Annotated in this window: 18 protein-coding genes, 6 tRNA genes and 2 rRNA genes; 17 read left to right on the plus strand and 9 right to left on the minus strand. The window is 39.4% G+C overall.

What is annotated here, in order from left to right; genetic code table 11:
• Nucleotides 1-14: 14 nt before the first annotated feature.
• The 3 genes from rrf (A6E03_RS07235) (at nt 15) to rrf (A6E03_RS07245) (ending at nt 402) form a co-directional block, all read left to right on the plus strand.
• Nucleotides 15-130: ribosomal RNA gene (rrf, locus tag A6E03_RS07235) — 5S ribosomal RNA — on the plus strand.
• A gap of 62 nt (nt 131-192) precedes the next feature.
• Nucleotides 193-269, plus strand: a tRNA-Thr gene (locus A6E03_RS07240).
• A gap of 17 nt (nt 270-286) precedes the next feature.
• Nucleotides 287-402, plus strand: a 5S ribosomal RNA gene (gene rrf / locus A6E03_RS07245).
• A 49-nt stretch (nt 403-451) separates the two neighbouring features.
• Here the strand turns inward: rrf (A6E03_RS07245) and ilvY are convergent.
• Nucleotides 452-1,336 (minus strand): HTH-type transcriptional activator IlvY, encoded by an 885-nt coding sequence (gene ilvY, locus A6E03_RS07250; RefSeq protein WP_065593247.1) that lies wholly within the window; start codon nt 1,334-1,336, stop codon nt 452-454.
• Nucleotides 1,337-1,462: 126 nt separating this feature from the next.
• Here ilvY and ilvC point away from each other — a divergent pair, with 126 nt between their 5' ends.
• Nucleotides 1,463-2,947: a ketol-acid reductoisomerase gene (gene ilvC / locus A6E03_RS07255; RefSeq protein WP_065593248.1), complete on the plus strand. Its 1,485-nt coding sequence runs from the start codon at nt 1,463-1,465 to the stop codon at nt 2,945-2,947.
• Nucleotides 2,948-3,028: 81 nt separating this feature from the next.
• Here ilvC and A6E03_RS07260 read toward each other — a convergent pair whose 3' ends face one another.
• The 4 genes from A6E03_RS07260 to A6E03_RS07275 form a co-directional block, all read right to left on the minus strand.
• Nucleotides 3,029-3,280, minus strand: coding sequence for an accessory factor UbiK family protein (locus A6E03_RS07260; protein WP_065593249.1), 252 nt, complete (start codon nt 3,278-3,280; stop codon nt 3,029-3,031).
• A gap of 108 nt (nt 3,281-3,388) precedes the next feature.
• A complete protein-coding gene (locus A6E03_RS07265) occupies nt 3,389-6,460 on the minus strand; it encodes a multidrug efflux RND transporter permease subunit (protein ID WP_065593250.1) in 3,072 nt (1,023 codons plus the stop codon).
• 11 nt (nt 6,461-6,471) lie between these two features.
• A complete protein-coding gene (locus tag A6E03_RS07270; protein WP_065593251.1) occupies nt 6,472-7,578 on the minus strand; it encodes an efflux RND transporter periplasmic adaptor subunit in 1,107 nt (368 codons plus the stop codon).
• Nucleotides 7,579-7,596: 18 nt separating this feature from the next.
• The gene (locus A6E03_RS07275; RefSeq protein WP_083190299.1) at nt 7,597-8,163 is read right to left on the minus strand and encodes a TetR/AcrR family transcriptional regulator; all 567 of its coding nucleotides are present in this window, start codon (nt 8,161-8,163) and stop codon (nt 7,597-7,599) included.
• A 187-nt stretch (nt 8,164-8,350) separates the two neighbouring features.
• On the opposite strand from A6E03_RS07275, the gene rep reads away from it, so the two are divergent.
• Entirely contained in the window at nt 8,351-10,366 is a 2,016-nt protein-coding gene (gene rep, locus A6E03_RS07280) for a DNA helicase Rep (protein ID WP_065593253.1), read from the plus strand.
• Between the two features lie 73 nt (nt 10,367-10,439).
• Here the strand turns inward: rep and A6E03_RS07285 are convergent, their stop codons facing one another.
• Nucleotides 10,440-10,853 carry a cytochrome c5 family protein gene (locus A6E03_RS07285; RefSeq protein WP_065600524.1) on the minus strand — a complete coding sequence of 138 codons (414 nt, stop codon included), beginning with the start codon at nt 10,851-10,853 and terminating at the stop codon, nt 10,440-10,442.
• 280 nt (nt 10,854-11,133) lie between these two features.
• Between A6E03_RS07285 and A6E03_RS07290 the strand changes: the two genes are divergently transcribed.
• The 10 genes from A6E03_RS07290 (at nt 11,134) to A6E03_RS07335 (ending at nt 19,542) form a co-directional block, all read left to right on the plus strand.
• Nucleotides 11,134-11,210: transfer RNA gene (locus tag A6E03_RS07290), tRNA-Arg, on the plus strand.
• A 45-nt stretch (nt 11,211-11,255) separates the two neighbouring features.
• Nucleotides 11,256-11,331, plus strand: a tRNA-His gene (locus A6E03_RS07295).
• An 85-nt stretch (nt 11,332-11,416) separates the two neighbouring features.
• Nucleotides 11,417-11,493: transfer RNA gene (locus A6E03_RS07300), tRNA-Pro, on the plus strand.
• 43 nt (nt 11,494-11,536) lie between these two features.
• A tRNA-His gene (locus A6E03_RS07305) sits at nt 11,537-11,612 on the plus strand.
• Between the two features lie 70 nt (nt 11,613-11,682).
• Nucleotides 11,683-11,759: transfer RNA gene (locus tag A6E03_RS07310), tRNA-Pro, on the plus strand.
• A 546-nt stretch (nt 11,760-12,305) separates the two neighbouring features.
• Entirely contained in the window at nt 12,306-14,009 is a 1,704-nt protein-coding gene (locus tag A6E03_RS07315; RefSeq protein ID WP_065593255.1) for an ABC transporter ATP-binding protein, read from the plus strand.
• 75 nt (nt 14,010-14,084) lie between these two features.
• Entirely contained in the window at nt 14,085-15,638 is a 1,554-nt protein-coding gene (locus A6E03_RS07320) for an ABC transporter substrate-binding protein (protein ID WP_065593256.1), read from the plus strand.
• A 162-nt stretch (nt 15,639-15,800) separates the two neighbouring features.
• A complete protein-coding gene (locus tag A6E03_RS07325) occupies nt 15,801-16,778 on the plus strand; it encodes an ABC transporter permease (protein WP_065600525.1) in 978 nt (325 codons plus the stop codon).
• Between the two features lie 2 nt (nt 16,779-16,780).
• On the plus strand, nt 16,781-17,722 hold the full coding sequence (locus A6E03_RS07330; protein ID WP_065593258.1) for an ABC transporter permease: 942 nt from the start codon (nt 16,781-16,783) through the stop codon (nt 17,720-17,722).
• A 239-nt stretch (nt 17,723-17,961) separates the two neighbouring features.
• Nucleotides 17,962-19,542 (plus strand): BCCT family transporter, encoded by a 1,581-nt coding sequence (locus A6E03_RS07335; protein ID WP_065593259.1) that lies wholly within the window; start codon nt 17,962-17,964, stop codon nt 19,540-19,542.
• A gap of 89 nt (nt 19,543-19,631) precedes the next feature.
• On the opposite strand, the gene A6E03_RS07340 is transcribed toward A6E03_RS07335, so the two are convergent.
• A complete protein-coding gene (locus tag A6E03_RS07340; protein ID WP_065593260.1) occupies nt 19,632-20,348 on the minus strand; it encodes a 3'-5' exonuclease in 717 nt (238 codons plus the stop codon).
• Between the two features lie 10 nt (nt 20,349-20,358).
• Nucleotides 20,359-22,239, minus strand: a complete 1,881-nt coding sequence (locus tag A6E03_RS07345; RefSeq protein ID WP_065600526.1) for a DUF294 nucleotidyltransferase-like domain-containing protein — start codon at nt 22,237-22,239, stop codon at nt 20,359-20,361.
• Between the two features lie 177 nt (nt 22,240-22,416).
• On the opposite strand from A6E03_RS07345, the gene A6E03_RS07350 reads away from it, so the two are divergent.
• Together A6E03_RS07350 and A6E03_RS07355 are read left to right on the plus strand one after the other, a co-directional pair.
• A complete protein-coding gene (locus tag A6E03_RS07350; RefSeq protein WP_065600548.1) occupies nt 22,417-23,301 on the plus strand; it encodes a hypothetical protein in 885 nt (294 codons plus the stop codon).
• Entirely contained in the window at nt 23,285-23,548 is a 264-nt protein-coding gene (locus A6E03_RS07355; protein ID WP_065593262.1) for a hypothetical protein, read from the plus strand. The genes A6E03_RS07350 and A6E03_RS07355 overlap by 17 nt, the downstream gene beginning before the upstream one ends.
• Nucleotides 23,549-23,642: 94 nt before the next feature.
• Here A6E03_RS07355 and A6E03_RS07360 read toward each other — a convergent pair whose 3' ends face one another.
• Nucleotides 23,643-25,463, minus strand: a complete 1,821-nt coding sequence (locus A6E03_RS07360; RefSeq protein ID WP_065600527.1) for a hypothetical protein — start codon at nt 25,461-25,463, stop codon at nt 23,643-23,645.
• Nucleotides 25,464-25,727: the final 264 nt, after the last annotated feature.

Below are 25,727 nucleotides of genomic sequence, written 5' to 3' on the forward strand. Positions count from 1 at the left end.
ATAGAAAGAATTTGCTTGGCGACCATAGCGTTATGGACCCACCTGATCCCATGCCGAACTCAGAAGTGAAACGTAATAGCGCCGATGGTAGTGTGGGGTCTCCCCATGTGAGAGTAGGACATCGCCAGGCTTGAATTTGAATAAGCCATCCAAAGGATGGCTTTTTTTCCATTACAAAAGTAAATAGTTATTGCTGATATAGCTCAGCCCGGTAGAGCGCACCCTTGGTAAGGGTGAGGTCCCCAGTTCGAGTCTGGGTATCAGCACCATTTACTGACAGATTTTGTTTAGCGACCATAGCATTATGGACCCACCTGATCCCATGCCGAACTCAGAAGTGAAACGTAATAGCGCCGATGGTAGTGTGGGGTCTCCCCATGTGAGAGTAGGACATCGCTAGGCTTGAATTTTAAAAGGCTTCCCATTGGGAAGCCTTTTTTCGTTTTAATCATTAAATAAAAGTATTTTCTGCAACTTGCCAAAGAGCCTGAATAACAGAGTCATTTAGTTTTGATTTTTTACAGCATAACCCTAATTTAAATGGAGCTATAGGTGATATGTTTAGGCGTTGAACTTTATCTTTTACTGGACTGTTATTAATTACCACGTCTGGAGCAATACCTATACCGCAACCTAACGCCACCATACTCACAATTGCTTCATGTCCTGATACTTGAGCGTAAATTGTGGGCTTAATTTTCTGCTCCTTAAACCATTGATTTGCTCTATTCCTCGCAGTCCCAGACTCAGGCAAAATAAAAGGCAATGACTTCCAATTTTTATTTTCTTTATTAATTTCACTGATGAAGTGATTGTTACCAATTGGAGCTATGATTGATAGTGGTATTTCGCTGATAATTTCAAAGGCGAGTTTATTTGATAGGGTTTCTGGAAGAGCTGATATTGCAATATCTACTTCTGATGTTTCAATCTTATTGATCGCTTGAGCAGGATCACCAGTAGATAGTTTAATATCTATGTGGGGATAGTTAACTTTAAAATCGTTTAATAATTGAGGTAAATGACTGTAGCTTGCCGTTACTGAACAAAATAAATTAAGCTGCCCCTTAAGTGTATTATTAACGGTATTAGAATTTGCTTTGTAACCACTCCATTCCGCACATATATTTAAGGCTATAGGTATAAGTTGCTTAGCTGCTGTTGTTAGTTCAACACTTCGATTATCTCTAATAAATAATGGATGCCCAACGTCATCTTCTAATTTTTGAATTTGTCGGCTTAAAGCTGAAGGGCTTAAGTGCATCGCTTTTGATGTTTGAGTAAAGCTATGACTTTCACAAAGATGTAGGAAAGTTTGTAGAAGTTTTATGTTCATTTATGTTGCCTATATTGCAATCATGTGTTGCTAATATATCACTTTTGACAATGTTAATCTTTCGTTATTATCTTTTTATACACAAGATCATCCTAATGGATTAAATGATATTTATGGAGTTTTATCATGGCTAATTACTTTAACACACTGAATTTACGCGAGCAGTTGGATCAACTTGGTCGTTGTCGCTTTATGGACCGTGAGGAATTTGCAACAGAAGCTGATTACCTTAAAGGAAAGAAGGTGGTTATTGTAGGTTGTGGTGCTCAAGGTCTTAATCAAGGTCTTAATATGCGTGACTCAGGCTTAGATGTAGCATATGCACTACGCCAAGCAGCGATTGATGAACAGCGTCAGTCATATAAAAATGCCAAAGAAAATGGCTTTGAAGTTGCAAGCTATGAAAAACTAATTCCTCAAGCAGATCTTGTTGTTAACTTAACGCCAGATAAGCAACATACAAATGTTGTTGAAACTGTAATGCCGCTAATGAAAGAAGGTGCAGCGCTAGGTTATTCTCACGGCTTTAATGTTGTAGAAGAAGGGATGCAGATCCGTAAAGATATAACGGTTGTTATGGTTGCGCCTAAGTGTCCTGGTACAGAAGTACGTGAAGAATATAAGCGTGGTTTTGGTGTACCTACATTGATTGCTGTTCACCCTGAAAATGATCCAAAAGGTGAAGGTTGGGATATTGCAAAGGCATGGGCTGCGGGTACAGGTGGCCACAGAGCTGGTTGTCTTGAGTCTTCTTTTGTCGCTGAAGTGAAATCTGACTTAATGGGTGAGCAAACTATCTTATGTGGCATGTTACAAGCGGGTTCAATTGTCTCTTATGAGAAGATGATCGCTGATGGTATTGAGCCTGGTTATGCAGGTAAATTGCTACAATTTGGTTGGGAAACGATTACTGAAGCACTTAAATTTGGTGGTGTTACTCACATGATGGATCGCCTATCTAACCCTGCAAAAGTAAAGGCGTTCGAACTATCTGAAGAGCTAAAAGAGTTAATGCGTCCCCTATACAACAAACATATGGATGACATTATTCAAGGTGAATTTTCTCGTACAATGATGGCTGATTGGGCTAATGATGATGTGAACCTATTAGGTTGGCGTGAAGAGACAGGTCAAACTGCATTTGAAAATTACCCTGAGTCAGACGTAGAGATTTCAGAGCAAGAATATTTCGATAACGGTATTCTACTTGTTGCTATGGTTCGTGCTGGTGTTGAATTAGCCTTTGAAGCAATGACTTCATCAGGTATTGTTGACGAGTCTGCATACTACGAATCACTGCATGAGCTACCACTAATTGCAAATACAGTTGCTCGTAAGCGCTTGTATGAAATGAATGTAGTAATTTCTGATACGGCTGAATATGGTAATTATTTATTTGCTAATGTAGCAACGCCACTACTTCGTGAGAAGTTTATGCCATCAGTTGAGACTAACGTAATTGGTCGTGGTTTAGGTGAAACATCAAATCAAGTTGATAATGCAACGTTAATCGCTGTTAATGAAGCAATTCGTAACCATCCAGTAGAATATATCGGTGAAGAGCTACGTAGCTATATGAGTGATATGAAGCGTATTGCAGTTGGTGGCTAATTAATTCCAAATGAATATAAAAATGGCTTAACCAGTGATGGTTAAGCCATTTTTTTATGCGTAAATTATGATTCTATCGAATTACTTTTCTGATAGTTTTTTTTCTAATTCAGCCAGTTTTTGTTCCATCGCCGTGATTTTTTGGCGAGTGCGTAACAGAACTTGAGTTTGAACATCAAATTCTTCTCTACCTACAACATCGAGCTTATTTAATTGGCCTTGGATAACTTGGCGAACTTTTTGCTCAACATCGCTACCTAGTTCTTTTACTGGTTGCGGCATTGAGTCATGAATTTGTTTTGCTACTTGTTCTAATTTCTTTGGATCAAACATCATTTACCCTTAATTGAATATTTTCTTTATTCTAAGTAAAGCCTTGCCAATTGTCGCTATCGAAATAAAAAAAAGGCTACCGAAGTAGCCTTTAATATCAATTGACCATTAAGATTCTTTAATCTCTTTACCTTCTTCAAAAACAGGTAATGGTTTGTGCTCACTTGCTAAGTAACTATAAATTACAGGTAGTACGAACAGTGTGAATAACGTACCAATCGCTAGACCAGCTACGATTACAATACCAATACTAAAGCGTTGAGCCGCACCAGCACCACTTGCATACATTAGAGGAACAAGACCTGCAATCATCGCAGCCGTCGTCATTAGGATTGGACGTAGACGAACTTTAGCAGCTTCGGTTACGGCTTCCATACGATTCTTGAGGTGATGGAGTTGTTCTTCTTTTGCCACTTCACAAATAAGAATACCATGCTTAGTAATTAAGCCTACAAGCGTTATCAAACCAACTTGAGAGTAGATATTCATTGTTGCCGCGCCCCAAGCAAGAGCGATTAAAGCACCACAAATTGCTAGCGGAACAGATACCATGATTACTAATGGATCTCGAATAGATTCAAATTGAATCGCAAGAACTAAGAAGATGATCGCTAATGCTAAACCAAAGGTTGCATATAGTGCGCTACCTTCAGTCACATATTGACGGGCTTCACCCATGTAATCATGATTATATCCACTTGGTAGTGTTGTGTTTGCAATATCTTCAAACCAAGTGATAGCGTCGCCCATAGCAACTCCTGGCGCAGGTACAGCACCAACGGTTGCAGAGTTTAATTGGTTGAAATGAGGCAATGATCTCGGTTCGGCAATTACATTAATTGAGATTAAGCTACCTAATGGTACAGCTTCACCACTGATCGAACGAACATAATAATTATTCATTGATTCAGGGTTTAGGCGGTATTTACGTTCGACTTGAGGGATAACCTCATAAGAACGTCCATTTAGATCGATACGGTTTACATAACCATCAGCCATCATTGTGCTTAACGTAATACCAATATCTTGCATGGTTACGCCATAAGCGCCTGCTTTATCTTTATCGATGTTGATTTTCATTGTCGCAGAATCAAAGTTTAAATCGATATCAGAATAAACAAATAGAGGGCTTCCTTTAACATCAGTTAATACTTCGGTAGCTATTTGGAATAAGCTCTCAAAGCTGTTTGGTGTTGTAATTACAAACTGGATTGGTAAGCCAGAACCTGCACCAGGAAGTTCAGGCATTTGGAATGCAGTAACAGCCATACCAGGTACATCTTGAACTAATTTACCAACACGAGCTGTTACCTCGGCTTGACTTGCTTCTCGTTCACTCCAAGGAACCATTGAAGCGATACCAAATGCTTGGTTTGAGTTAGGTACACCTGTAAATACTTGAGCAAATGCAATTTCAGGTTGGTCTGAAAGGATTGTATTTACATCATTCATCGTATTTTGTAGGTAATCTAAGTTAGCGTTAGATGTACCTGTACCCATAAGCATTACTACCCCTTTGTCTTCCGAAGGAGCAAGTTCACTTGGAATGAACTTAAAGAGTAATGGTAGGCTAGCAAAAACGATAACAGCAAACGCAATTATTACTGGACGGTGTTGCATTACCGAGCCAAGAATTCGTTCATATTTGTTTGTCATACCATCAAGAAAATGATGAACCGTACTTTCAAATTTGCTTGGAACCTCATTTGCTTTAAGCATCTTAGAACACATCATAGGAGATAGTGTTAGTGCGACGATACCAGAAACGAATACAGAACCCGCGAGCGTTAAAGCAAACTCTTTAAACAATGAACCAGTAATACCACCCATCATAGCGATAGGAGCATACACAGCACCCAATGTTAGAGTCATTGCAATTACAGGTATTGCGATTTCACGCGTACCAATAATCGCGGCCCTAAATGGAGTCTCCCCAAGCTTAACGTGCCTATCTACGTTTTCTAGTACAACGATTGCATCATCTACTACCAAGCCAATGGCGAGTACCATCGCGAGTAGAGTCATCAAGTTCCATGAGAAACCCATCGCCTGCATAACCATTGCCACACCAACAAGTGATAATGGGATAGTCACAATGGGAATGATTACAGCTCGGAATGAGCCCAAGAACAACGTGATAACGATAAGTACGATGACTGCCGCTTCGATAATTGTTTTAATAACTTCATGAATTGATTCGTTAATCGCAATCGTAGAATCATACATGATGTTCATTTTGATGTTTGTAGGAAGGTTTTTTTCTAGTTGAGGCAAAAGCGCCAAAACATCTGCTGCAATGTTAATAGGGTTAGCACTTGGTGCGGCATTGATTGCGGCAACAACGGCTTCTTTACCATTTGCACTTGCACGGTATACATCGTGACTTTTTTCTAGAGATACTTTAGCAATATCGCTTAGGCGAACGACTTCACCATCCTCTGTTTTAATAACTAAACGTTCAAGTTCCTCTACATTAGAAACTTGTGTGTTTGCGCTACCATTATAAAGAACGAACTCACCGGTTGCTTGACCTGCTGCTGATTGGAAGTTATTGGCATTTAATACACCCATAACATCCGTCGCGGTCATGTTTATTGCCGCCATACGGGCAGGATCTAACCAAATACGTAGTGCGTATTTCATACCACCATAAAGGTCGATTTTTGAAACACCATTAACGGTAAATAGTTGTGGGTTAACCACTCGTTCTAGGTAGTCGGTAATTTGACTTGATACAAGTTCATCACTTGTGAAGCCAATATAAAGTACCGCAGTGGTTGAACCTGTTGACATGGTAACGGTTGGATCTTCTGCTTCTTTTGGAAGTTGTGATCGAACAGAGTTAGTCTTAGCTAGTATGTCAGATAATGCGGCATTGGGGTCTGTATTCAATTTCATCGTTACAGTAATGGTTGATTGACCCATTACAGATTGTGACGTCATGAAATCTATATTATCGGCCTGAGCCACCGCTTGCTCTAAGGGTTGAGTAATGAAACCTTGGATAAGATCAGCACTCGCACCATAATAGCTTGTTGTTACCGTTACAACGGTATTCGTCATTTCAGGGTATTCACGAACCTGCATTTTGAAGATAGCTTGGATACCAAGCAAAGCAATCAAAAAGCTGATTGATACCGCTAAAACTGGACGTTTAATGAAAACATCAGTAAAGCGCATAGTTCCTCCGATTACAGCATTGGTGTTTCAGCTGGTGGTGTTGTTGCATCGCTTTCCACGATACGTACTTTGGCATCATTACTTAAGCGTACTTGGCCAGATGTAACAACGACATCGCCAGCTTTAACACCGTCAAGAATGTGAGCAATAGCTTCTGAACGCTCACCAACTTTCACAACATGCTGTTGAACACGCTTAACACCGTCTTTTTCAGTTACGATGTAAACATTATCACCATAAAGAGTGTAGGTAATTGCTGTTTGTGGGATAACAACTTGGTTCTCTAATGTCGGTAAGATGATATCTGCTTGAGCAAACATACCACTACGTAGCTTTCCGCCATTATTAGGGATATCAGCTTGAACTTGAATTAGACCGCTTTGAATGTTTACCGCAGGTTCAATCGCACTAATCGATCCTTTGAAGATATCGTTAGGGTATGAATCGACGCTAATATCAATTTCTTGACCAATATTGATACGAGAGATATCTGTTTGAGGAACAGTAAAGCGTAAACGCATGATACTAGTATCTTCTAAACGTACGATATCAGTACTTGGTTGTAAGTATTGACCAAGATACACATTACGAATACCTACAACACCAGAGAACGGTGCTTTAATTTCACGACGCTCAATTGATGCCTTCATGCCTTCAATATCAGCAGCAAGAGAGAAGTAATTTGCTTCCGCTTCATCGTACGATTCTTTAGAAATAGACCCTTTTTTGTACAAGCCTTTATAACGCTTATATTTTGCTTCCGCAGCTGGTAGGCGAGCTTGAGTACTTTTTAAATTGGCTTTCTCTACTTTAGAATCAAGAGAAATCAGTAACTGCCCTTTTTTCACTTGGCTGCCAGAATCAAACGAGATCTTATCGATAATACCGTTAACTTCAGTAGTTAGTGTTACACCTTGGTTTGGTTCAATAAAACCAATCGCGTCAATTGTTGGAGTCCAATGAGATGAACTAATAGTTTCAACTGTCACCGGAAACTCAGGCTCAGGTCGGTTAGCCATATATTCAGCGATTTTTTGTTGTTTAAACATGTTAAAACCAATCACACTACCGAAAAGAAGTAGGGCAAGAAGTAACATAAAGAAAGTCCACTTTTTCATTCTGATTAGAACTCCAAATTAGTGTTTAATAATAGCGTCCCAACTGGCTTCAATTGCCGCATCGAGATCATCGTTTGTTAAAGTAAAAAAACCTTGAGCATGTTTTCGAGCTAAACAAACACTCGCTTCTAAACTAAGGCCAGTTAATATTTCTACGCTAAGAGGTTTAAATACACCTTGTTCAAGTCCATCGACAAAGAGTTGATTTACTTGGGCAAACATTTTTTCCTCTAATTCCTTAAATTTCACCAGATCAGTAGAAGGGAGAGAGTCGTATTGATTACGATTCAAAAAAGTATTCTTTTCTGAAATAGCAAAGTGCCAAATGTTTAACCACATGGTACGAAAGCGAACTTTCAATGGGTCGGTATCGCACACATCAGCTTGAATAGCACAAGCAACACGGTTCAGAATATTGAACTTAATTTCTTGAATTAACGCTTCTTTATCATCGAAGTAGCGATAAATCGTACCTGCGGCAACGCCTGCTTGATTCGCTACTTTTTGCATAGATAAGCCATGGAAGCCATCTCTAGCAAGTAACATTTCTGCTGACTCTAAAATAAGCCGCCGCTTTTCTTTCATAAATTGGTCCTTATGAAATGAATGAACGTTCATTCATTATTTTAGGGCACGGCGAATAAAATGTAATCTATTTTTGTGTCAAGAAACGTAAAGATCACATTTTTTCATTGATTGTTTACATGGTATTCCCAAGTCGACCGCTTTATTATAGACGCAAATAATTCATTATCGATTTTATAGGTGATTCATGAGACTTAATCCACAGCAAGATGAGGCAGTAAAATTTGTCTCTGGGCCATGTTTAGTATTGGCTGGTGCAGGGTCAGGTAAAACCCGTGTAATCACAAATAAAATAGCTTACCTCGTTCAGACGTGTGGCTATAAGGCAAGAAACATTGCCGCGGTAACGTTTACCAATAAAGCTGCGCGAGAAATGAGAGAGCGTGTCGGACAAACGTTAAATAAGCAGGAATCACGAGGGTTAATGGTCTCTACTTTTCACTCGTTAGGTTTAGATATTATTCGACGAGAATATAAAGTGCTTGGGCTGAAAGCCGGTTTTTCTTTATTTGATGATCAAGACCAATTGGCTTTATTAAAAGAGCTCACAGAAAAGCAGATTGATGGTGATAAAGATTTATTGCGCCAGTTGTTAAGCAGTATTTCCAATTGGAAAAATGACATGCTAACCCCTGCGCAAGTAAAAGGTTTTGCTCGTTCGGAGCAAGACCAATTATTTGCTTTTTGCTATGAAATGTATTTAACGCAAATGAAAGCCTATAACGCGCTTGATTTTGATGATCTTATATCATTACCAGTATTACTGCTTCGAACCAATCAAGAGGTTCGTGAACGCTGGCAAATGAAGATCCGCTATTTACTTGTGGATGAGTATCAAGATACCAACACCAGTCAGTATGAATTGGTGAAGTTATTAGTCGGAGAGAGAGGGCGCTTAACGGTTGTAGGAGATGATGATCAATCTATCTATTCGTGGCGTGGTGCCAAGCCTCAAAACTTAGTGCTATTAAATGAAGATTATCCAAATTTACGAGTGATTAAGCTGGAGCAAAATTACCGTTCGACCAGCCGAATTCTACGAGCGGCTAACATACTTATTGCTAATAACCCTCACGTATTTGAAAAACGTCTTTTTTCAGAAATCCCTGATGGGGAGCAGATAAAAGTACTCACAGCAAAAGATGATGAGCATGAAGCTCAACGAGTGGTGGGTGAAATCATTGGGCATCGATTCTTAAATCGAACTGATTATAAAGATTATGCTGTGTTATATCGTGGTAATCATCAATCCCGCTTGATTGAGAAATCCTTAGTGCAAAATAGGGTTCCTTATAAAATTTCAGGTGGGACCTCTTTTTTCTCTCGATCTGAAATTAAAGATATCATGGCGTATTTACGTCTGCTAACAAACCCTGATGATGACAATGCCTTTTTACGAGTTGTGAATACGCCTCGTCGTGAAATTGGTCCTGTGACTTTAGAAAAGCTAGGCACATACGCCAATATGCGTGGAAAGAGCTTGTTTGAAGCCAGTTTTGAAATGGGATTAGAGCAAACGTTATCTGGAAGGGGGCTGGAGTCGTTGCGTCGTTTCAGCCATTGGATTGTTTCTATTTCTGAAAATGCAGAACGTGGTAATACCGTTGAAGCGGTACGCTCTCTTGTGAAAGATATTCACTATGAAGATTGGTTGTACGAGACATCTACTAGCGCAAAAGCAGCAGAGATGAGAATGAAAAACGTCTCTGATCTTTATTCGTGGATTGTTGCTGATTTAGAAGGTGATAATTACGATAATGAAGAAAAGACATTAAAAGAAGTTGTTCAACGTTTAACCCTACGAGACATGATGGAGCGTAGTGAAGATGCAGATGGGGCAGATCAAGTTCAATTAATGACTCTGCATGCCTCTAAAGGACTTGAGTTCCCTTATGTTTATCTAATCGGAGTGGAAGAAGGCATTTTACCTCACCAAGTGAGCATTGATGAAGATAATGTTGATGAAGAACGACGCTTAGCTTACGTAGGAATAACGCGAGCACAAAAAGAACTGACGTTTACTCTATGTAAAGAGCGTCGTCAATATGGAGAGTTAATTCGTCCAGAGCCAAGTCGTTTTCTTGAAGAGCTTCCCCATGACGATCTAGATTGGGAAATGAAAAAGCCAAAACTTTCTCAAGATGAGAGGATGGAAAGAGGAAAAAGTAATATAGCTAACCTTAGAGCCATGCTCAAAAAGTAATAAAAATGCCCACAACTATTTTGCTGTGGGCATTTTTTATTAACTTGTCGATTTGAATTAGATCAGGATTTATTTATAACCCTTTAACTAGATAGTTAATAGCATCTACAACTTCATCATCAGTACAATTCATACAAGTCCCACGAGCAGGCATAGCGTTAAAGCCATTAAGAGCATGCTCCTTTAATACATCCATCCCTTTTGCTATGCGAGGAGCCCAGTCTGCTGCGTTTTGAGTTTTTGGTGCCCCAGCAGCCCCAGTTGAGTGGCAGGCAGTACAGAAAGTTTTATACACTTGCTCACCCGTTCTCGGCCCTGTCGGTTCCACAACAACAACAACAGGAACATCACTTGCTAGGTAAACTTGTCCAACAGGCTTAATTCGCTCAGTTATCGCATCGTCAGAGTTACTTGCTGCAAAAGAGGTAGTTGAAAAAGTTAATGCAGCGATTGTTGCAATAATGATGTTACGAATAGATTTTTCCATAAAGCTCACTTTACACTCCCAGTTATTATTATTGGCTTAAGCTAATTTTATTGTATTTACCGAGCAGAAAAGCGAACTTAACAAAATAGTCGCGTTAACTTCATGTAAATATTGGGTGAGTATATCTGCTTAAATTGTTGCAATAAACCACTTAGTTTAAAGAAAATGAGGATAAACAGGCATAAATTGTCGAAAAAGAGACCAAACGATAAAAAAAGTAAAAAAAACACTAGACGAAGGACACCCATATCCGTATTATTCCTCTCCGCCGATAGGGTATACGCCCGTAGCTCAGTTGGATAGAGCGTTGGCCTCCGGAGCCAAAGGTCGAAGGTTCAAATCCTTTCGGGCGTGCCATCCGGAATAGAAATTAAAGGCACAGAAAAACGTAATAAAGTAGTGGTGGCTATAGCTCAGTTGGTAGAGCCCTGGATTGTGATTCCGGTGGTCGCGAGTTCGAATCTCGTTAGCCACCCCATTATTTTGGTAACCAAGTTTACTTAGTAAATACAGGTTTCCAGTTTTGATTCAAGAAACATCCCAAGAATCGAAACGAAATTCGTCGGTGAATAGCGCAGCTTGGTAGCGCATCTGGTTTGGGACCAGAGGGTCGGGGGTTCGAATCCCTCTTCACCGACCACTATTTCAATAATCGCAATAGCGGTTATATAAAAAAATTAGTGGTGGCTATAGCTCAGTTGGTAGAGCCCTGGATTGTGATTCCGGTGGTCGCGAGTTCGAATCTCGTTAGCCACCCCATTAATTTTGGTAACTGTAAAAACAGTTTCCCTTTTGATTCAAGTTATACCCCAAGAATCAAATAAAAAATCGGTGAATAGCGCAGCTTGGTAGCGCATCTGGTTTGGGACCAGAGGGTCGGGGGTTCGAATCCCTCTTCACCGACCACATTTAAAAGCCTCGTCAGAAATGACGAGGCTTTTTTCATTTCTGCTTTATATTATTCCAACCTTCATCACAAAACCGATATTTTAAGTCGTGTCTTCTTCTCAAATTTTATATTTTCCTTTGAGCGTTACCTGCTTTCATTTATCCCTATTTTAATATCATACGCTGAACTTCTCTTATTAAATCAACATAAAGCACTAACTTTATTCTATTATGCCGATTAAAAATTCATTTTAAATGTTAATTTTTTCATGGTTATTTATCTAATCTTGTAAATTTTACACATAAAGCTCTTATTTACTTCATTGTCATTAACTGTATGTTTTTTTTGGTTTTTTTACTAGTTTTTGATGTTGTAATAACTAGCTGTTATTGATTATTTATTCATTATATTGGCATATATTGGTTTTATACTCTTTAATTGTTGCCTTTTTGTGAATAATTGACTACATTGGTGTCCTAATCAAGTTACAGTATTTATTACTGTTTCGAATGGAATCAATGTGCAGACAGGGCAGGATGCTGCTGAGTAGTCGGAGTCTGATAATGTCACTTTTAGAAGTTAAAGATTTACGTATCGAATACCCATCTCGCCATGGCGTTCATGCCGCAGTAAAATCATTGTCGCTTTCAATTGAACGTGGTGAGATCGTTGGTGTTGTTGGTGAGTCAGGCGCGGGGAAATCAACCGTTGGTAATGCTGTTATCGATTTATTAAGCCCTCCCGGTGTTATCGCCAGCGGAGAGGTATTTTTAGATGGAGAGAAGATTTCAGGCCTATCTACAGAAGCGATGCGAAAAGTGAGAGGTTCTAAAATAGGGTTTATTTTCCAAGATCCTATGACATCTCTAAATCCTCTATTTACTGTTGAACAACAAATCATAGAAACCATTCATGCTAATTTGAAAGTATCATCAGAAGAGGCCTATGAACGTGCCTTGTCTCTTATGAATCAAGTTGGTATACCACAGCCTGAAAACCGCCTTAAACAGTATCCACATCAGTTTTCAGGTGGTATGCGTCAGCGTGTTGTTATTGCGATAGCGTTAGCGGGTGAGCCCGATTTAATTATTGCAGATGAACCAACAACAGCATTGGATGTATCAATTCAAGATCAAATATTAAGTCTTATCCGAGATCTCTGCGTTAAGAAAAACGTAGGCTGCATGTTGGTTACTCATGATATGGGTGTTGTGTCTAACGTTACCGATAAAGTTGCCGTAATGTTCCGTGGTGATTTAGTTGAGTTTGGTAAGACAGAAAAAGTATTGGGCGACCCTGATCATTCATACACACGTAGTTTGATATCCGCAGTGCCTCGTTCAGATATTAAGTTAGAACGCTTTCCTTTAGTGAGTTATATCGAAGAAGCGGTAGAGCATGAATCTATTGATGTAAAAACACATTGGTTAGGACAAAGCCAAGATCAGCGTGAATATTCCGGTCCATTGTTAAAAGTCGATAATGTAAGCCTTCGCTTTGTGACGAAAGACTCTATGTTTGAAAGTCGTCGAGAATATGTTCAAGCTTCAGATAATGTTAGCTTTGAAATCCATGAAGGGGAAACCTTTGGTCTGGTTGGTGAGTCTGGTTCTGGCAAATCAACTATTGCACGTATTATCACGGGTTTATACCCGCCAAATTCAGGTTCAATTTCCTTTGAAGGGATTGATCTTACTGCGCTTAAATCTGAAAAAGAACGTCGTCCAATGCGTCGTCAAATGCAGATGGTATTTCAAAATCCATATACCTCAATGAATCCACGTATGAAAATCTTCGATATCATCGCAGAACCGATTCGTTTTCATAAATTAACGCGTTCAGAATCAGAAACGCAACAGATCGTTAATGATCTTTTGGATCATGTCGGTCTAGGCCGAATGGCTGCATTGAAGTACCCGCATGAATTTTCTGGTGGTCAGCGTCAACGAATTTCAATTGCGCGAGCACTTGCTACTCGCCCTCGTCTATTAATTTGTGATGAGCCAACGTCTGCTTTGGATGTATCGGTTCAAGCGCAAATCCTCAACTTATTAAAAGATTTACAAGATGAGTTAAATTTAACCATGTTGTTTATCAGCCACGATTTACCCGTTATTCGTCAGATGTGTGATCGTGTAGGTGTAATGCAAATGGGGAAATTGCTTGAAGTTGCCCCGACAGAAAACCTATATACGAATCCACAGCACGAATACAGCAAAAAATTAATTTCTCTTATGCCTGAATTTAAAGGGTTAAGAGAAGGGTAACAACGGTGAAAACCGTCTAATAATAAATAAAAATACAACAAACTAGGGATTGATTCCCGCATAAGGAGTTATGCAATGAAAACCATTAAGACTAAATTAGCGATCGCGATTATGGCTGCTGGCCTAAGCTTTAGTGCTGCTGCTGCAGATATTACGGTAGCTTATGATGCTGACCCAGTATCTCTTGACCCACATGAGCAACTATCAGGCGGTACATTGCAACTGTCCCACATGGTGTTTGATCCCCTAGTTCGTTATACGCAAGAGTTCGACTTTGAACCTCGTTTGGCAGAAAAATGGGAACGTGTCGATGACAAAACGTTCCGTTTTACGTTACGTAAAGGCGTTAAGTTCCATTCTGGCAACACAATGACTGCAGATGATGTGGTATGGACATTTAATCGCCTTAAAGATTCTGCGGATTTTAAAGCGATTTTCGCACCGTACGAAAAATTAGTAAAAATTGATGATTACACGGTAGAACTTGTTTCTAAAGGTGCTTATCCACTAGTTTTGCAAACCGCGACTTACCTTTTCCCTATGGACAGTAAGTTCTACACAGGTAAAACTGAAGATGGTAAAGAGAAAGGTGAAATCGTAAAACACGGTAATTCATTTGCTTCAACGCACATCTCAGGTACTGGTCCATTTGTTGTTAAATCTCGTGAACAAGGCGTAAAAGTTGTTTTTGATCGCTTTGATGGTTACTGGGATAAAAATTCTCCAGGTAACGTCGATGAGCTGACTTTGGTTCCAATTAAAGAAAATGCCACACGTGTTGCTGCACTTCTTTCTGGTGACGTAGACGTTATCGCACCTGTGGCACCGAATGATCATAAGCGAGTGAAAAATACGAAGGGCATCGATTTAGTTACATTGCCAGGTACTCGTCTAATTTCATTCCAAATGAATCAAACAAGTAACGAAGCATTAAAAGATGTACGTGTTCGTCAAGCTATCGTTCATGCAATCAATAACGAAGGTATAGTTAAGAAAATCATGAAAGGCTTTGCTACTGCTGCAGGTCAGCAATCTCCTCCTGGTTATTCTGGTTATGACGCTGATTTAGTTCCACGTTATGATCTTAAAAAAGCAAAAGAGTTGATGAAAGAAGCGGGTTACGAAGATGGTTTCAAACTTAGCATGATGGCGCCAAATAACCGTTATGTTAATGATGCAAAAATCGCTCAAGCAGCGGCAGCAATGTTGTCTAAGATCGGCATCAAAGTGGATCTTAAAACGTTGCCAAAAGCACAATATTGGCCAGAATTTGATTTATGTTCAGCGGATATGATGATGATCGGTTGGCACTCAGATACTGAAGATTCAGCGAACCTTACTGAGTTCTTAACGATGACTCGTAATGAAGAAACAGGTAAAGGTCAGTATAACTGTGGTCACTATTCAAACCCTGAAGTTGACAGTCTAATTGAAGCGGCAAACGTAGAAACGGATCCTGCAAAACGCAGTGAAATGCTGAAAACAGTAGAAGATACGTTGTATAACGACGCGGCATTTGTTCCTTTGCATTGGCAGAATCTTGCATGGGGCGCAAAATCAAACATCAATATTCAACCAATTGTTAACTCAATGGAATACCCATACTTTGGTGATTTAGTTGTTGAGTAAATACTAAGTAATAAATTAGGTTGCTTTGAATGAATCAAAGCAACCTTTCTTTGTACTAAATTACAATAAAAAAGTGTTATACCTCCTAAGCTAATGCGAGTTAGTAGGTATTCGGCATGATAATTATCATGTCATTCTTAGGATAGATTAAGGGGACAAGGGATGTTTACGTTTCTGGTCAAGCGCCTGTTTCAGGCTCTGATAGTGATGTTTGTGATCAGTCTGGTTGCGTTTTCCATTCAAGATAACTTGGGTGACCCGTTACGTGAATTGGTTGGACAATCAGTTTCAGAAGCAGAGCGTCAAGCTCTGAGAGATGATCTTGGATTAAATGATCCATTCGTCACAAAGTATACTCGTTTCATTACTAATGCAGTTCAAGGTGACTTGGGCACCTCTTACTTTTTTAAAAAACCAGCGGTTGAGGTCATTCTTGATAAACTCGTAGCGACACTGGAATTAGTGTTGGGTGCGGCGTTAATCATTATTTGTTTATCGATACCTCTTGGTGTGTATTCTGCGATTCATCCCAAAAGTTTTTTTACCAAAGCGATCATGGCGTTTAGTAGTGTTGGTATTTCTATTCCAGTCTTCTTAACCGCAATCATGCTGATGTATGTATTTTCTATTGAGTTAAATTGGTTACCGTCTTATGGGCGAGGAGAGACTTATAATTTACTCGGTTGGGAATCAGGATTCTTTACTATTGATGGTTTAGCGCACTTAGTATTGCCATGTGTTTCTCTTGCTTCAATTATGTTGCCTTTATTTATTCGTTTGGTTCGCTCAGAAATGATCGAAGTACTGAGTTCTGAATACATCAAGTTTGCAAAGGCAAAAGGCATCGCAACAAACAAAATTTATTATCAACATGCGCTTAAAAATACCATGTTACCAGTATTAACAGTGGGTGGGGTTCAAATCGGTACGATGGTGGCTTATACCATTTTGACTGAAACGGTCTTTCAATGGCCGGGAACGGGTTTCTTATTTTTAGAAGCGATTAACCGTGTAGATACACCTTTGATTACGGCTTACGTTATCTTTGTAGGTTTGATCTTCGTCGTAACCAATACGATTGTCGATTTGTTATATGGATTAATTAACCCCACAGTAGATATTACAGGCAAAGGATCGTAATCATGAACACGACAACTAACCACGTTCCAACGCGTTGGGAACGATTTAAATCATCGGATTTCTTGTACTACTTCTTACGTGACAAAGTAGCAATGTTTAGCTTTGCTGTTTTTGTAGTCTTTGTATTGGGGGCGCTACTGTCACCCGTTCTAGCGCCAACCAATCCATACGATTTAAGTTCTATTGATATTATGGACTCGGAGCTACCGCCATCTTGGATGGAAGAGGGAGATGAGCGTTTCCTTCTAGGTACAGATGACCAAGGTCGTGATGTTTTATCGACTATCCTTTATGGGTCTCGACTGTCATTGACGATTGGTTTTCTAGCGGTAGCAGTACAGCTGACTCTCGGTATCGTTATTGGTCTTTCTGCAGGGTATTTCGGTGGACGAATTGATAGCTTCTTAATGCGCTTTGCGGATGTGCAGTTATCATTCTCAACCATGATGGTTGCGATTATTGTTTCAGCCATTTTTAAAGCCAGTTTTGGAACCGAATTCTTTAGTCAGTATGCGGTGATCATGTTGGTTGTGATTATTGGTATTGCTGAATGGCCGCAATATGCGCGTACTATTAGAGCATCAGTATTGGCTGAAAAGAAAAAAGAATACGTTGAGGCAGCAAAAGTGATGGGATTCCGTTCTCCAAGAATCATGTTCCGTCATATTTTACCTAACTGTTTATCTCCTATTTTGGTTATCTCAACGGTTCAAATTGCCAATGCGATTATGTCAGAAGCAGCGTTATCTTTCCTAGGTTTAGGCCTACCGGTAGATCAACCCTCACTAGGTTCATTAATCAGTATTGGTTTTAACTATATTTTCTCTGGTTCATGGTGGATCACGGCTTTTCCTGGTTTGGTATTAGTTACTTTAGTTTTGGTCATTAATCTACTTGGAGATTGGCTGAGAGACGTATTTAACCCGAAAATTTATAAAGGTTAATATGTTAAAATAAGCAGAAAAGCGATGATTTAGTTCATCGCTTTTTTTTTATCTGTAAAACATGAACAATGTCTTACAAAGGCGAGTATTTGGCTTGTTTTGTTGTTTTATCGGCTAATTTACCGCTTTTACTGGTAATAATTTGCTCAGTTGTTAGGATCATAGGGTGTGTTTAAATATTTTAAAGCGAGTATTTGAATTAAACCAAAACAGAGAGCTAAGGCTCGAAGTGAGGAATAATGAGTAGAAATAAGGACAAGTACAGTATAGATAATACGGATTATACTGTTGGACAGGATAACGTTCAAAAATGGGGATTGGATATTCATAATACCGTCTTCGGTATTAGTGCTGGTTTAATTGCACTCTTCTTAATTGCAGTTGCAGTGACGGATCCAGAAACCGCGAAAACAGTTTTAAATGATTTAAAGTCACAAATTATCAATGCATTTGATGGTTTGTTTATGTGGTCTGCGAACATCTTTGTTGTTTTTTGTTTAGCATTGATTGTCTCTCCATTTGGTAAGATCCGTCTTGGTGGTGATAAAGCCAAACCTGATTACTCGATGATCTCTTGGATTGCGATGTTATTTGCTGCCGGTATGGGTATCGGTCTTATGTTCTGGGGGGTTGCAGAACCTGTTGCTTACTTTACCGGTTGGTTTGAAACTCCATTAGGTGTGGAAGCTTATACTCCAGAAGCAAGACAATTAGCACTTGGTGCGACCATGTTCCATTGGGGTATTCACCCATGGGCTATTTATGGTGTTGTTGCCTTATCACTAGCGTTCTTTTCTTACAATAAAGGCTTACCGCTTTCTATGCGTTCAATCTTCTATCCAATTTTAGGAGATCGTACATGGGGATGGCCAGGTCATATTGTTGATATTCTTGCGGTTCTAGCGACTTTATTTGGTCTTGCTACCTCTTTAGGTCTTGGTGCCCAACAAGCAGCAAGTGGCTTCCAGCACGTATTTGGTATTGAAGGTGGCTTAGGTTTACAAGTTGCGATTATTTTCATTGTTACTTTACTTGCGGTTGTTTCGGTAATGCGCGGTATTGATGGTGGTGTAAAAATTATCAGTAATATTAATATGATCATTGCGATTGTATTGGTTGCTTTTGTTGCTTTGGTTTCGTTCTCTGTATCAATGGGGACAATTCCAACCACTATAATGGGTTATATTGAAAATATAATTCCATTGAGTAATCCACATGGTCGTGGGGATCAAGCGTGGATGCACGGTTGGACAGTGACTTATTGGGCGTGGTGGATTTCATGGTCTCCATTTGTTGGTATGTTTATCGCTCGTGTTTCTCGCGGTCGTACCGTTCGTGAATTCTTGATTGCTGTATTAGTCGTACCAACGGTCTTTACTGTGCTTTGGATGTCGACATTTGGTGGTGTAGCGATTGATCAAGTCATTAATAATGTAGGAACACTTGGTTCTGAAGGGTTAACTGACGCTTCTCTAGCAATGTTCCAAATGTTTGATGCATTGCCTATGGGTAACATTCTTTCGTTGATTGCTGTTGTGCTGGTATTGGTGTTCTTTATTACCTCATCAGATTCTGGTTCATTGGTTATCGATAGTATTACCGCTGGTGGTAAAGTTGATGCGCCAATTCCACAACGTGTTTTTTGGGCGTTTATGGAAGGAGCAATTGCCGTTGCTCTACTATGGGTTGGTGGAACACAAGCGGTTGAAGCGCTTCAAGCGGGTGCTATTTCTACCGCACTGCCGTTTACCATTATTCTATTAGTGATGTGTGTCAGTTTGCTTATGGGCATGAGAACAGAGAAACATAACCGTTCTTAATTCTTAAGTGAATAAACAATAAAAAGCCGATGAGAGATAATCTTCATCGGCTTTTTTGTATTTATATTATTTAAACATCTATTTAATTGTTATTGCCATAGCCTTCTAATCGGATCATTTTCTGAGAAATGATGACGAACTTGGGCTTGAAATAATTCAGCGGTTGCAATTGCATCAGTGAGAGCATGATGAGGAGGATAGGCCGGTAAACCATAACGTAATCGACTGTTGGCTAATCGAATTGATTCTGGGCGTTTTCCTTTAATCCAATTTATTAACCCTTTAGATTGCTCTTGTTGGTAATCACCTTCGATCTGCATCGTATCGACGACAGGAAAAACAATCCCTTCGCCAATAAGATTACGCAAGTTGATATCAAAGAAGTCACGCTCGATTTTACGATAATGAACCACGACCACTTTCCCTGCCAATGCATCCAATACTTTCTCTAAAATACGACGTAAATCAGGGGCACCCTGTAAATCTGAATGAGTGATACCGTGAATAACGACAGAGTTTTCTTCTAGGCTATCTTGTGCTTTAACAAACCAATGTTGCGATTCACGACAACGAATACGCTCCAAAGTAAAAGGAACTAAACCAATACTAATGATGCTGTTTTGATTAGCATCTAATCCTGTGGTTTCAAAATCTAAAGCAACAAACTCAATATCTTTGAGTGGTGTTTCTTCTTCGTAAGTACCCGTTTGATAAAATTTTTGAAGACGTTTATCTTTACTGGACTCAAACTTATGAGTAAAGAAAGCTGGCCAATTGAGAATTTCTTGTTGAATGTTCGATATCATCATTCACCCCTTAAAATTTGTTGGCGCTATAGCGGAACTTAAGGAAATTCTGCGCGTTACTCAGTACTTGGAACGCATCTTTTAAATTTCGGCGTTCAAAATCAGACATATTTTCAGGCTCAATATTATTGTCAGGCTCAATTCCTGCTTCTACGTCTAAGGCTTGGTGGCGTAAGCGAACTAATGAAATTAATTCCATTGCATGATGGAGATCGCTGCCTTTTGATTTAGGTAAAATCCCCGCTTCGATAATATCGTCTAAGCGTTCAAATGAATTTTGAGCCTGAGATCCTATCGCCAATGCATGAACACGGATGAGATCAGCAAGTGGTGCCGTACCGCGACGTTTTAAGTTAATTGAATTATTATGACGGCCGTCTTTTTCCATCACAAAATCTTTAAAGAACCCAAGTGGTGGCGTTCGGCGGAGGCCATTTCTCGCAAGACAAGCAAGGAAACGATTGTTCTTTTTCGCACGACGAACAATAAAGCCATTCAGTTGTTCAGCCCACTTAGTACGGCCATAAACGCCATTTAAATCGAAGAAGATAGAGCTGTTTAATAATGCTTGAGGATCTGGATTATCAATCCAATCAGCAAAGCATTCTTCCCATTCCGATTGGGTTTTACGCCATTCAGGATTGGTTGCCATGATATCGCCAGTACAATAAGTATAGCCACACGCGGCTAATCCATCACAAACAAAAGCAGATAAGGCTTTAAAATAATCACCGTGTTCTGCTTCATTGTAGTCATTATCTAAAATAATCGCGTTATCTTGATCAGTAACAATCAGTTGTTCATCGCGAGCCATTGACCCTAATGCTAAGAAACAATAAGGCACAGGCGGTTGGCCAAGCTCTTCTTCTGCAAGTTCTAATAAACGTTGTTTGAAGCTGCGACCAATTTCAGACATCGCACTTCCCACCATGTGAGAGTTAGCGTCTTCATTAACCATCCGAAGAAAGCAGTCTTTTAGTTGGCTTGAAAGAATGACTAAATCTTCGATGGTTTGCTGTTGGAAGATACTGCTTACAAACAACAGACTATTTTGAGATTCGTAACGTACGATGTCAGAAACCTCAAGAACCCCGATTGGTTGTTTGTTGCGAAGAACAGGAAGATGATGCACGTTGTAGCGCAGCATCATCAGCATCGCTTCAAATACATAGGCGTTGTGATCGAGTGAAATAAGCTCTGTCGACATAACTTCAGAAACCGGAGTTTCGAAATCTAATCCGCAGGCAAGTACCTTTGTACATAAATCTCGGTCGGTAATAATACCTACAAAGTCGTTATCTTCTTCATCAGTATCGATTTCAGGGTCGGTAATTAAAACCGCAGAAACATTCTCTTCAGCCATTGTTTTAGCCGCTGATTGAATCGTTTCATATTTTGTGATCATTACCGCTTCACGAGTCAATAATGTTTTCACTTTCGAGGTGGTTAAATCATTCGCATCATCATGATTACTTTCTACCGCTTGCTTTAGACGAGTGGCGTCTTCCACTTCAACAAAATCTGAAAATTCATCATAACGTTCACAATAATCATCAAATACAGATTCAGGGATACAATACAGAAGAGAATCATTGAGAGCTTTGGCTGGGAAACGAACTTTATTATTCATTAATAAGCCCATTTGTCCAAAAATACTGCCTTCATCTAGTCGGTTATAGAGCTCGCCATTACGACGATAAACTTCAATGACACCACTGCGGACCATGTAGAGATCTTTAATCTCATCACCAAATCCAATGACCATACTTTCTGCACGATAGTATGAAATTTCAACGCTTTCGGCTGCTTCTTTTATCGCCTCTTCTGGTAATAAACTGAACGGAGGGTATTGTGATAAAAAATGTTGGATTTCTAACAGTTCAACTTCCATGTGTCACTCAACGTAAATAAAGGAGGATAGACTATAATTTTAGTTTATCGCCTTATGGATAGCTATTTTAATTCTATTAAATTGAGTGATATTAAGGCATTGGAAATCGGTTCTCGGATCTGAAACTGAACTTTTGTTATGCTGATAATATTGTTAAAACTTGCTTGGGGAAGTCTAGTGACTAAATTAATAAAAAAAACGGTAATAACATTAGGAGTTCTCGGTAGTATCGCAACGATAACAAGTGTATCTGCGAGTGAAAAAGCGACAGAACATGTGGCCTTAAATAAAGGTATATTGTCAGCGGTTTGTTTTCCTAAAGAAGAAAATCGAAATGAAGGGTATGTCTTGTCTGAATCTTGCCCGATCGGTGAAGGGTTATGGGGACGAAAACCAGTAAAGCAGCAAGCAGGGGGCAGTGAATATTGGATTCAATGTGGTTTGTTTAAAAAAACGTTAACCAAAGATGCGATTGAACAAATACATCGAGCGGTAGATGCACCCATTAATATGAAAAAAGAAGAGGGAGTTAACCGCTGCTTAATTGGTCCTTATCTTGATTACTCTATTGCGAGTAAAGAGCTCACAGCATTACAAAATCAGCGATTGTTTAAACAGTCAGGATTACGTGAAGTTGATCTTTCTACTGTTGTTAAGTCAGATGCAGTCGCTGAAGAAGCAATCGAACCACAACCCGATCCGATTACGATCCGTAAAGCAACCATCATTAATCAAGTTCATTTTGCTGTGCCGTTCATTGATAATGGAAATGAAGGTTTTTACATGGAAAATAAAATCCCTTGGCTCAGAGCTACGGCACAAAATGCTCAAACCGTTTGTCAGAAAATAGACATGGAGTTATTGACTAAAGAGAAATGGAAAATATTGATTGATTCAACGATAATGACGAAAGATAAATGGCCAATGCAACTACCTTATTGGGGGGCTAATACTATTGGACTCTTTAAGGATGGCGCAGTTAGAAAATTAAAAAACACATCGATGTTGAATGTGGTGTGTACGAAAAAAACAGAGGATAAAGTCGTTGGAAATCCAATTTAAAGGTCGTTGGGACAGTAAGTCTCTGGCGGAGAATTTACAAGAAGCATTAGAAACCCTAGAAGAAGAGTTTGGTGTAAAAGCGCTATCAGATATTTCATTAAATATTTGTTTAGAAGATGAAAACAAAGAAGAATTGGCTTTATTAAGCCCAACAGGTAGAGCATTAGATTTAATTGTAATTAATAATCCTAAAGATGTGAATGACGGACAGAAGGCGTCAGTGTTGGAGTTTAAGCCGCGTGGGTAAACATGGTTTTTAAAAATTTGAGTTTGTAGATAAAAGAAACCCCGGTGATTACCGGGGTTTTTGTTTTAGGGCTATGCAATGAGATTAATAATTACTAAATCTTCTTCATTGTGATGGTCGATAATTTATCGCCGTTTGAATCTAACGTATCACGAATCAGCAAGCCTTTATCCCAGTTTACGCCAGCAGGGATGTAAGTGAAGCGGTTGATTTTGATGCTATCTGCATCATCTTCAGGCTCTCTATCATTCCAACGAACGGTGCTGTTTAGTTGATCAAGGGTTGCTTTTGAGTCGCCAGCAGCATTTGTACCAAACCACCATAAATCTTTAGGTAGATCTTTATATGCGTAGGTTTCAGTTTCCATATTAGAAATTGTTTCAACGCTGTCAATACGATTACACTCTTCACCTGTCATTGTTAAGCCAGCTGTTGTGAATGTCATTTTAGCAATAGCAACATCGTTACCACATAATTCACGAGCTTCCCATGTACCAATGAAATCAACATAACGATCTTGGCCTGGTGCTTCTACTGGATATAGAAAAACAATAGATTCGCTGATGTGCGCATATTCGTATGTTTCCGCATCCTCAGGTTCAATTGTGCCATTCTCTGCTACTGGTTCAAGATCTATTTTACGACGACTTTGGGTATAAACATCCGTGATAGGGTCGTAAGAACCAGATAACACTTCTTTTTGCCATTTTGGATCGTCGCCATAGTAGCCGTCGGTATTATCGTCTCGTATCACTGTTTCGAACTTGCTTAGAGACTGTTCAGAACAGTTACTTGCTGCCATACACTCAAATGCACCGCCCATTTCTGCTAGGTCAGCCCAAGGCATGCTTTCATCTGCTGTTTTAATTGTTGTTGGGTTAGTAAAATCATACTGATAATGCTGGTTATAGTCGGAATAATGTTGATAGTCACTGTGAATGTTTACAATTCTATCTTCATCACAGAACCCAACTTTGTACTTTTCGCCCTCTACTTCGCCCTCTACTTCGCGCTCAGAATATTCACCGCCGGTCTTCATACAAGTTAAATACTTAGCAGCATCACTGCCACTCATTGAGGTATCGTTACTGCCCGTACGGATAATCGGATTATCTTGGTTTAATGTAAGAATCATGCTTGATGTTTCATCAAACTGTGCAGCTTCGTTAGTGGTATCTAAATGAATAACAGAAGACAATACTTCAGGATCATTACCAGCTGTTTCTAGTAATGACGAACTACGTTCTACAAATGTCCAGTTTGAACCACGAGACCAATGAGACAGGTTAACAGCAGAACCACGCTCAATATTTGCTAATGATGCTTCCATGTGTGTTGTGGCATCTTTTTCTGTTACTAATGGTCCTTTACCTAAAGCAGTTGCAATCTCTTGGAGAGAGTCTTCATTATCAAGCATTGCTATTTTTAATTTATCAGCGGCAGCAGAGAAATCTGTAGGTAACGTTATTGCAGTAATCAGTTCTGCTTGCCCTGAGTTAATTAAAGTACTTGTCCCTTCACCAATCGTTAGTAACAGTCTCGCTAAGTTTACTGCGCGTTGATGTGTGCCTGCTGCTTCAAATGGGGTTGTGATGTGACGACCAGAAACTGAACCAACAAATAAACCGTATTGACCACCAAGGTAGAAAGACACTTCAGGATTGCTTGGGTCAATCGTGTAGCCACCAGTTGCATCTGTTTGCCCAGAAGTACTACCAGAAACGTAATCTAATCCAATAACCTTAGCATCAATAAATTTGCCTTTTGTTGGTACTGCAATGCTTGGTTTTTGTGCTTTTGTTGTATCTGTGCCAGTAGAGCCATCATTCGAATTATGATTTGAATCTCCATCTGAACCACCACAGCCCATTAACGCGAATGCCACTGACGCTGCAAGTAAACTTATTTTTTTCATTTTCAAGAATCCCTTTTAAGACGAGAACTAGCCAATTCTCATCTTTAATAATATGAATAAGCCATATAATTGACTTTTTATTTATGCGCGTGTTTTACGCTTGGCAGGCTCTGATTTCAAGATACGGAAAATGGAAAAAAAACCGTAAAAATTATTAAAAATTTTCTTCTTAAGATAATTGAAGGTTAATTGAGAAGGTATCGGCAGGTAGGTAAAGGGGAAAAGCAAACCCCGATATGGTATCGGGGCTTTATAGTGTTTTTA

The sequence above is a fragment of the Aliivibrio sp. 1S128 genome (genome assembly GCF_001691065.1).
GTDB lineage: Bacteria > Pseudomonadota > Gammaproteobacteria > Enterobacterales > Vibrionaceae > Aliivibrio.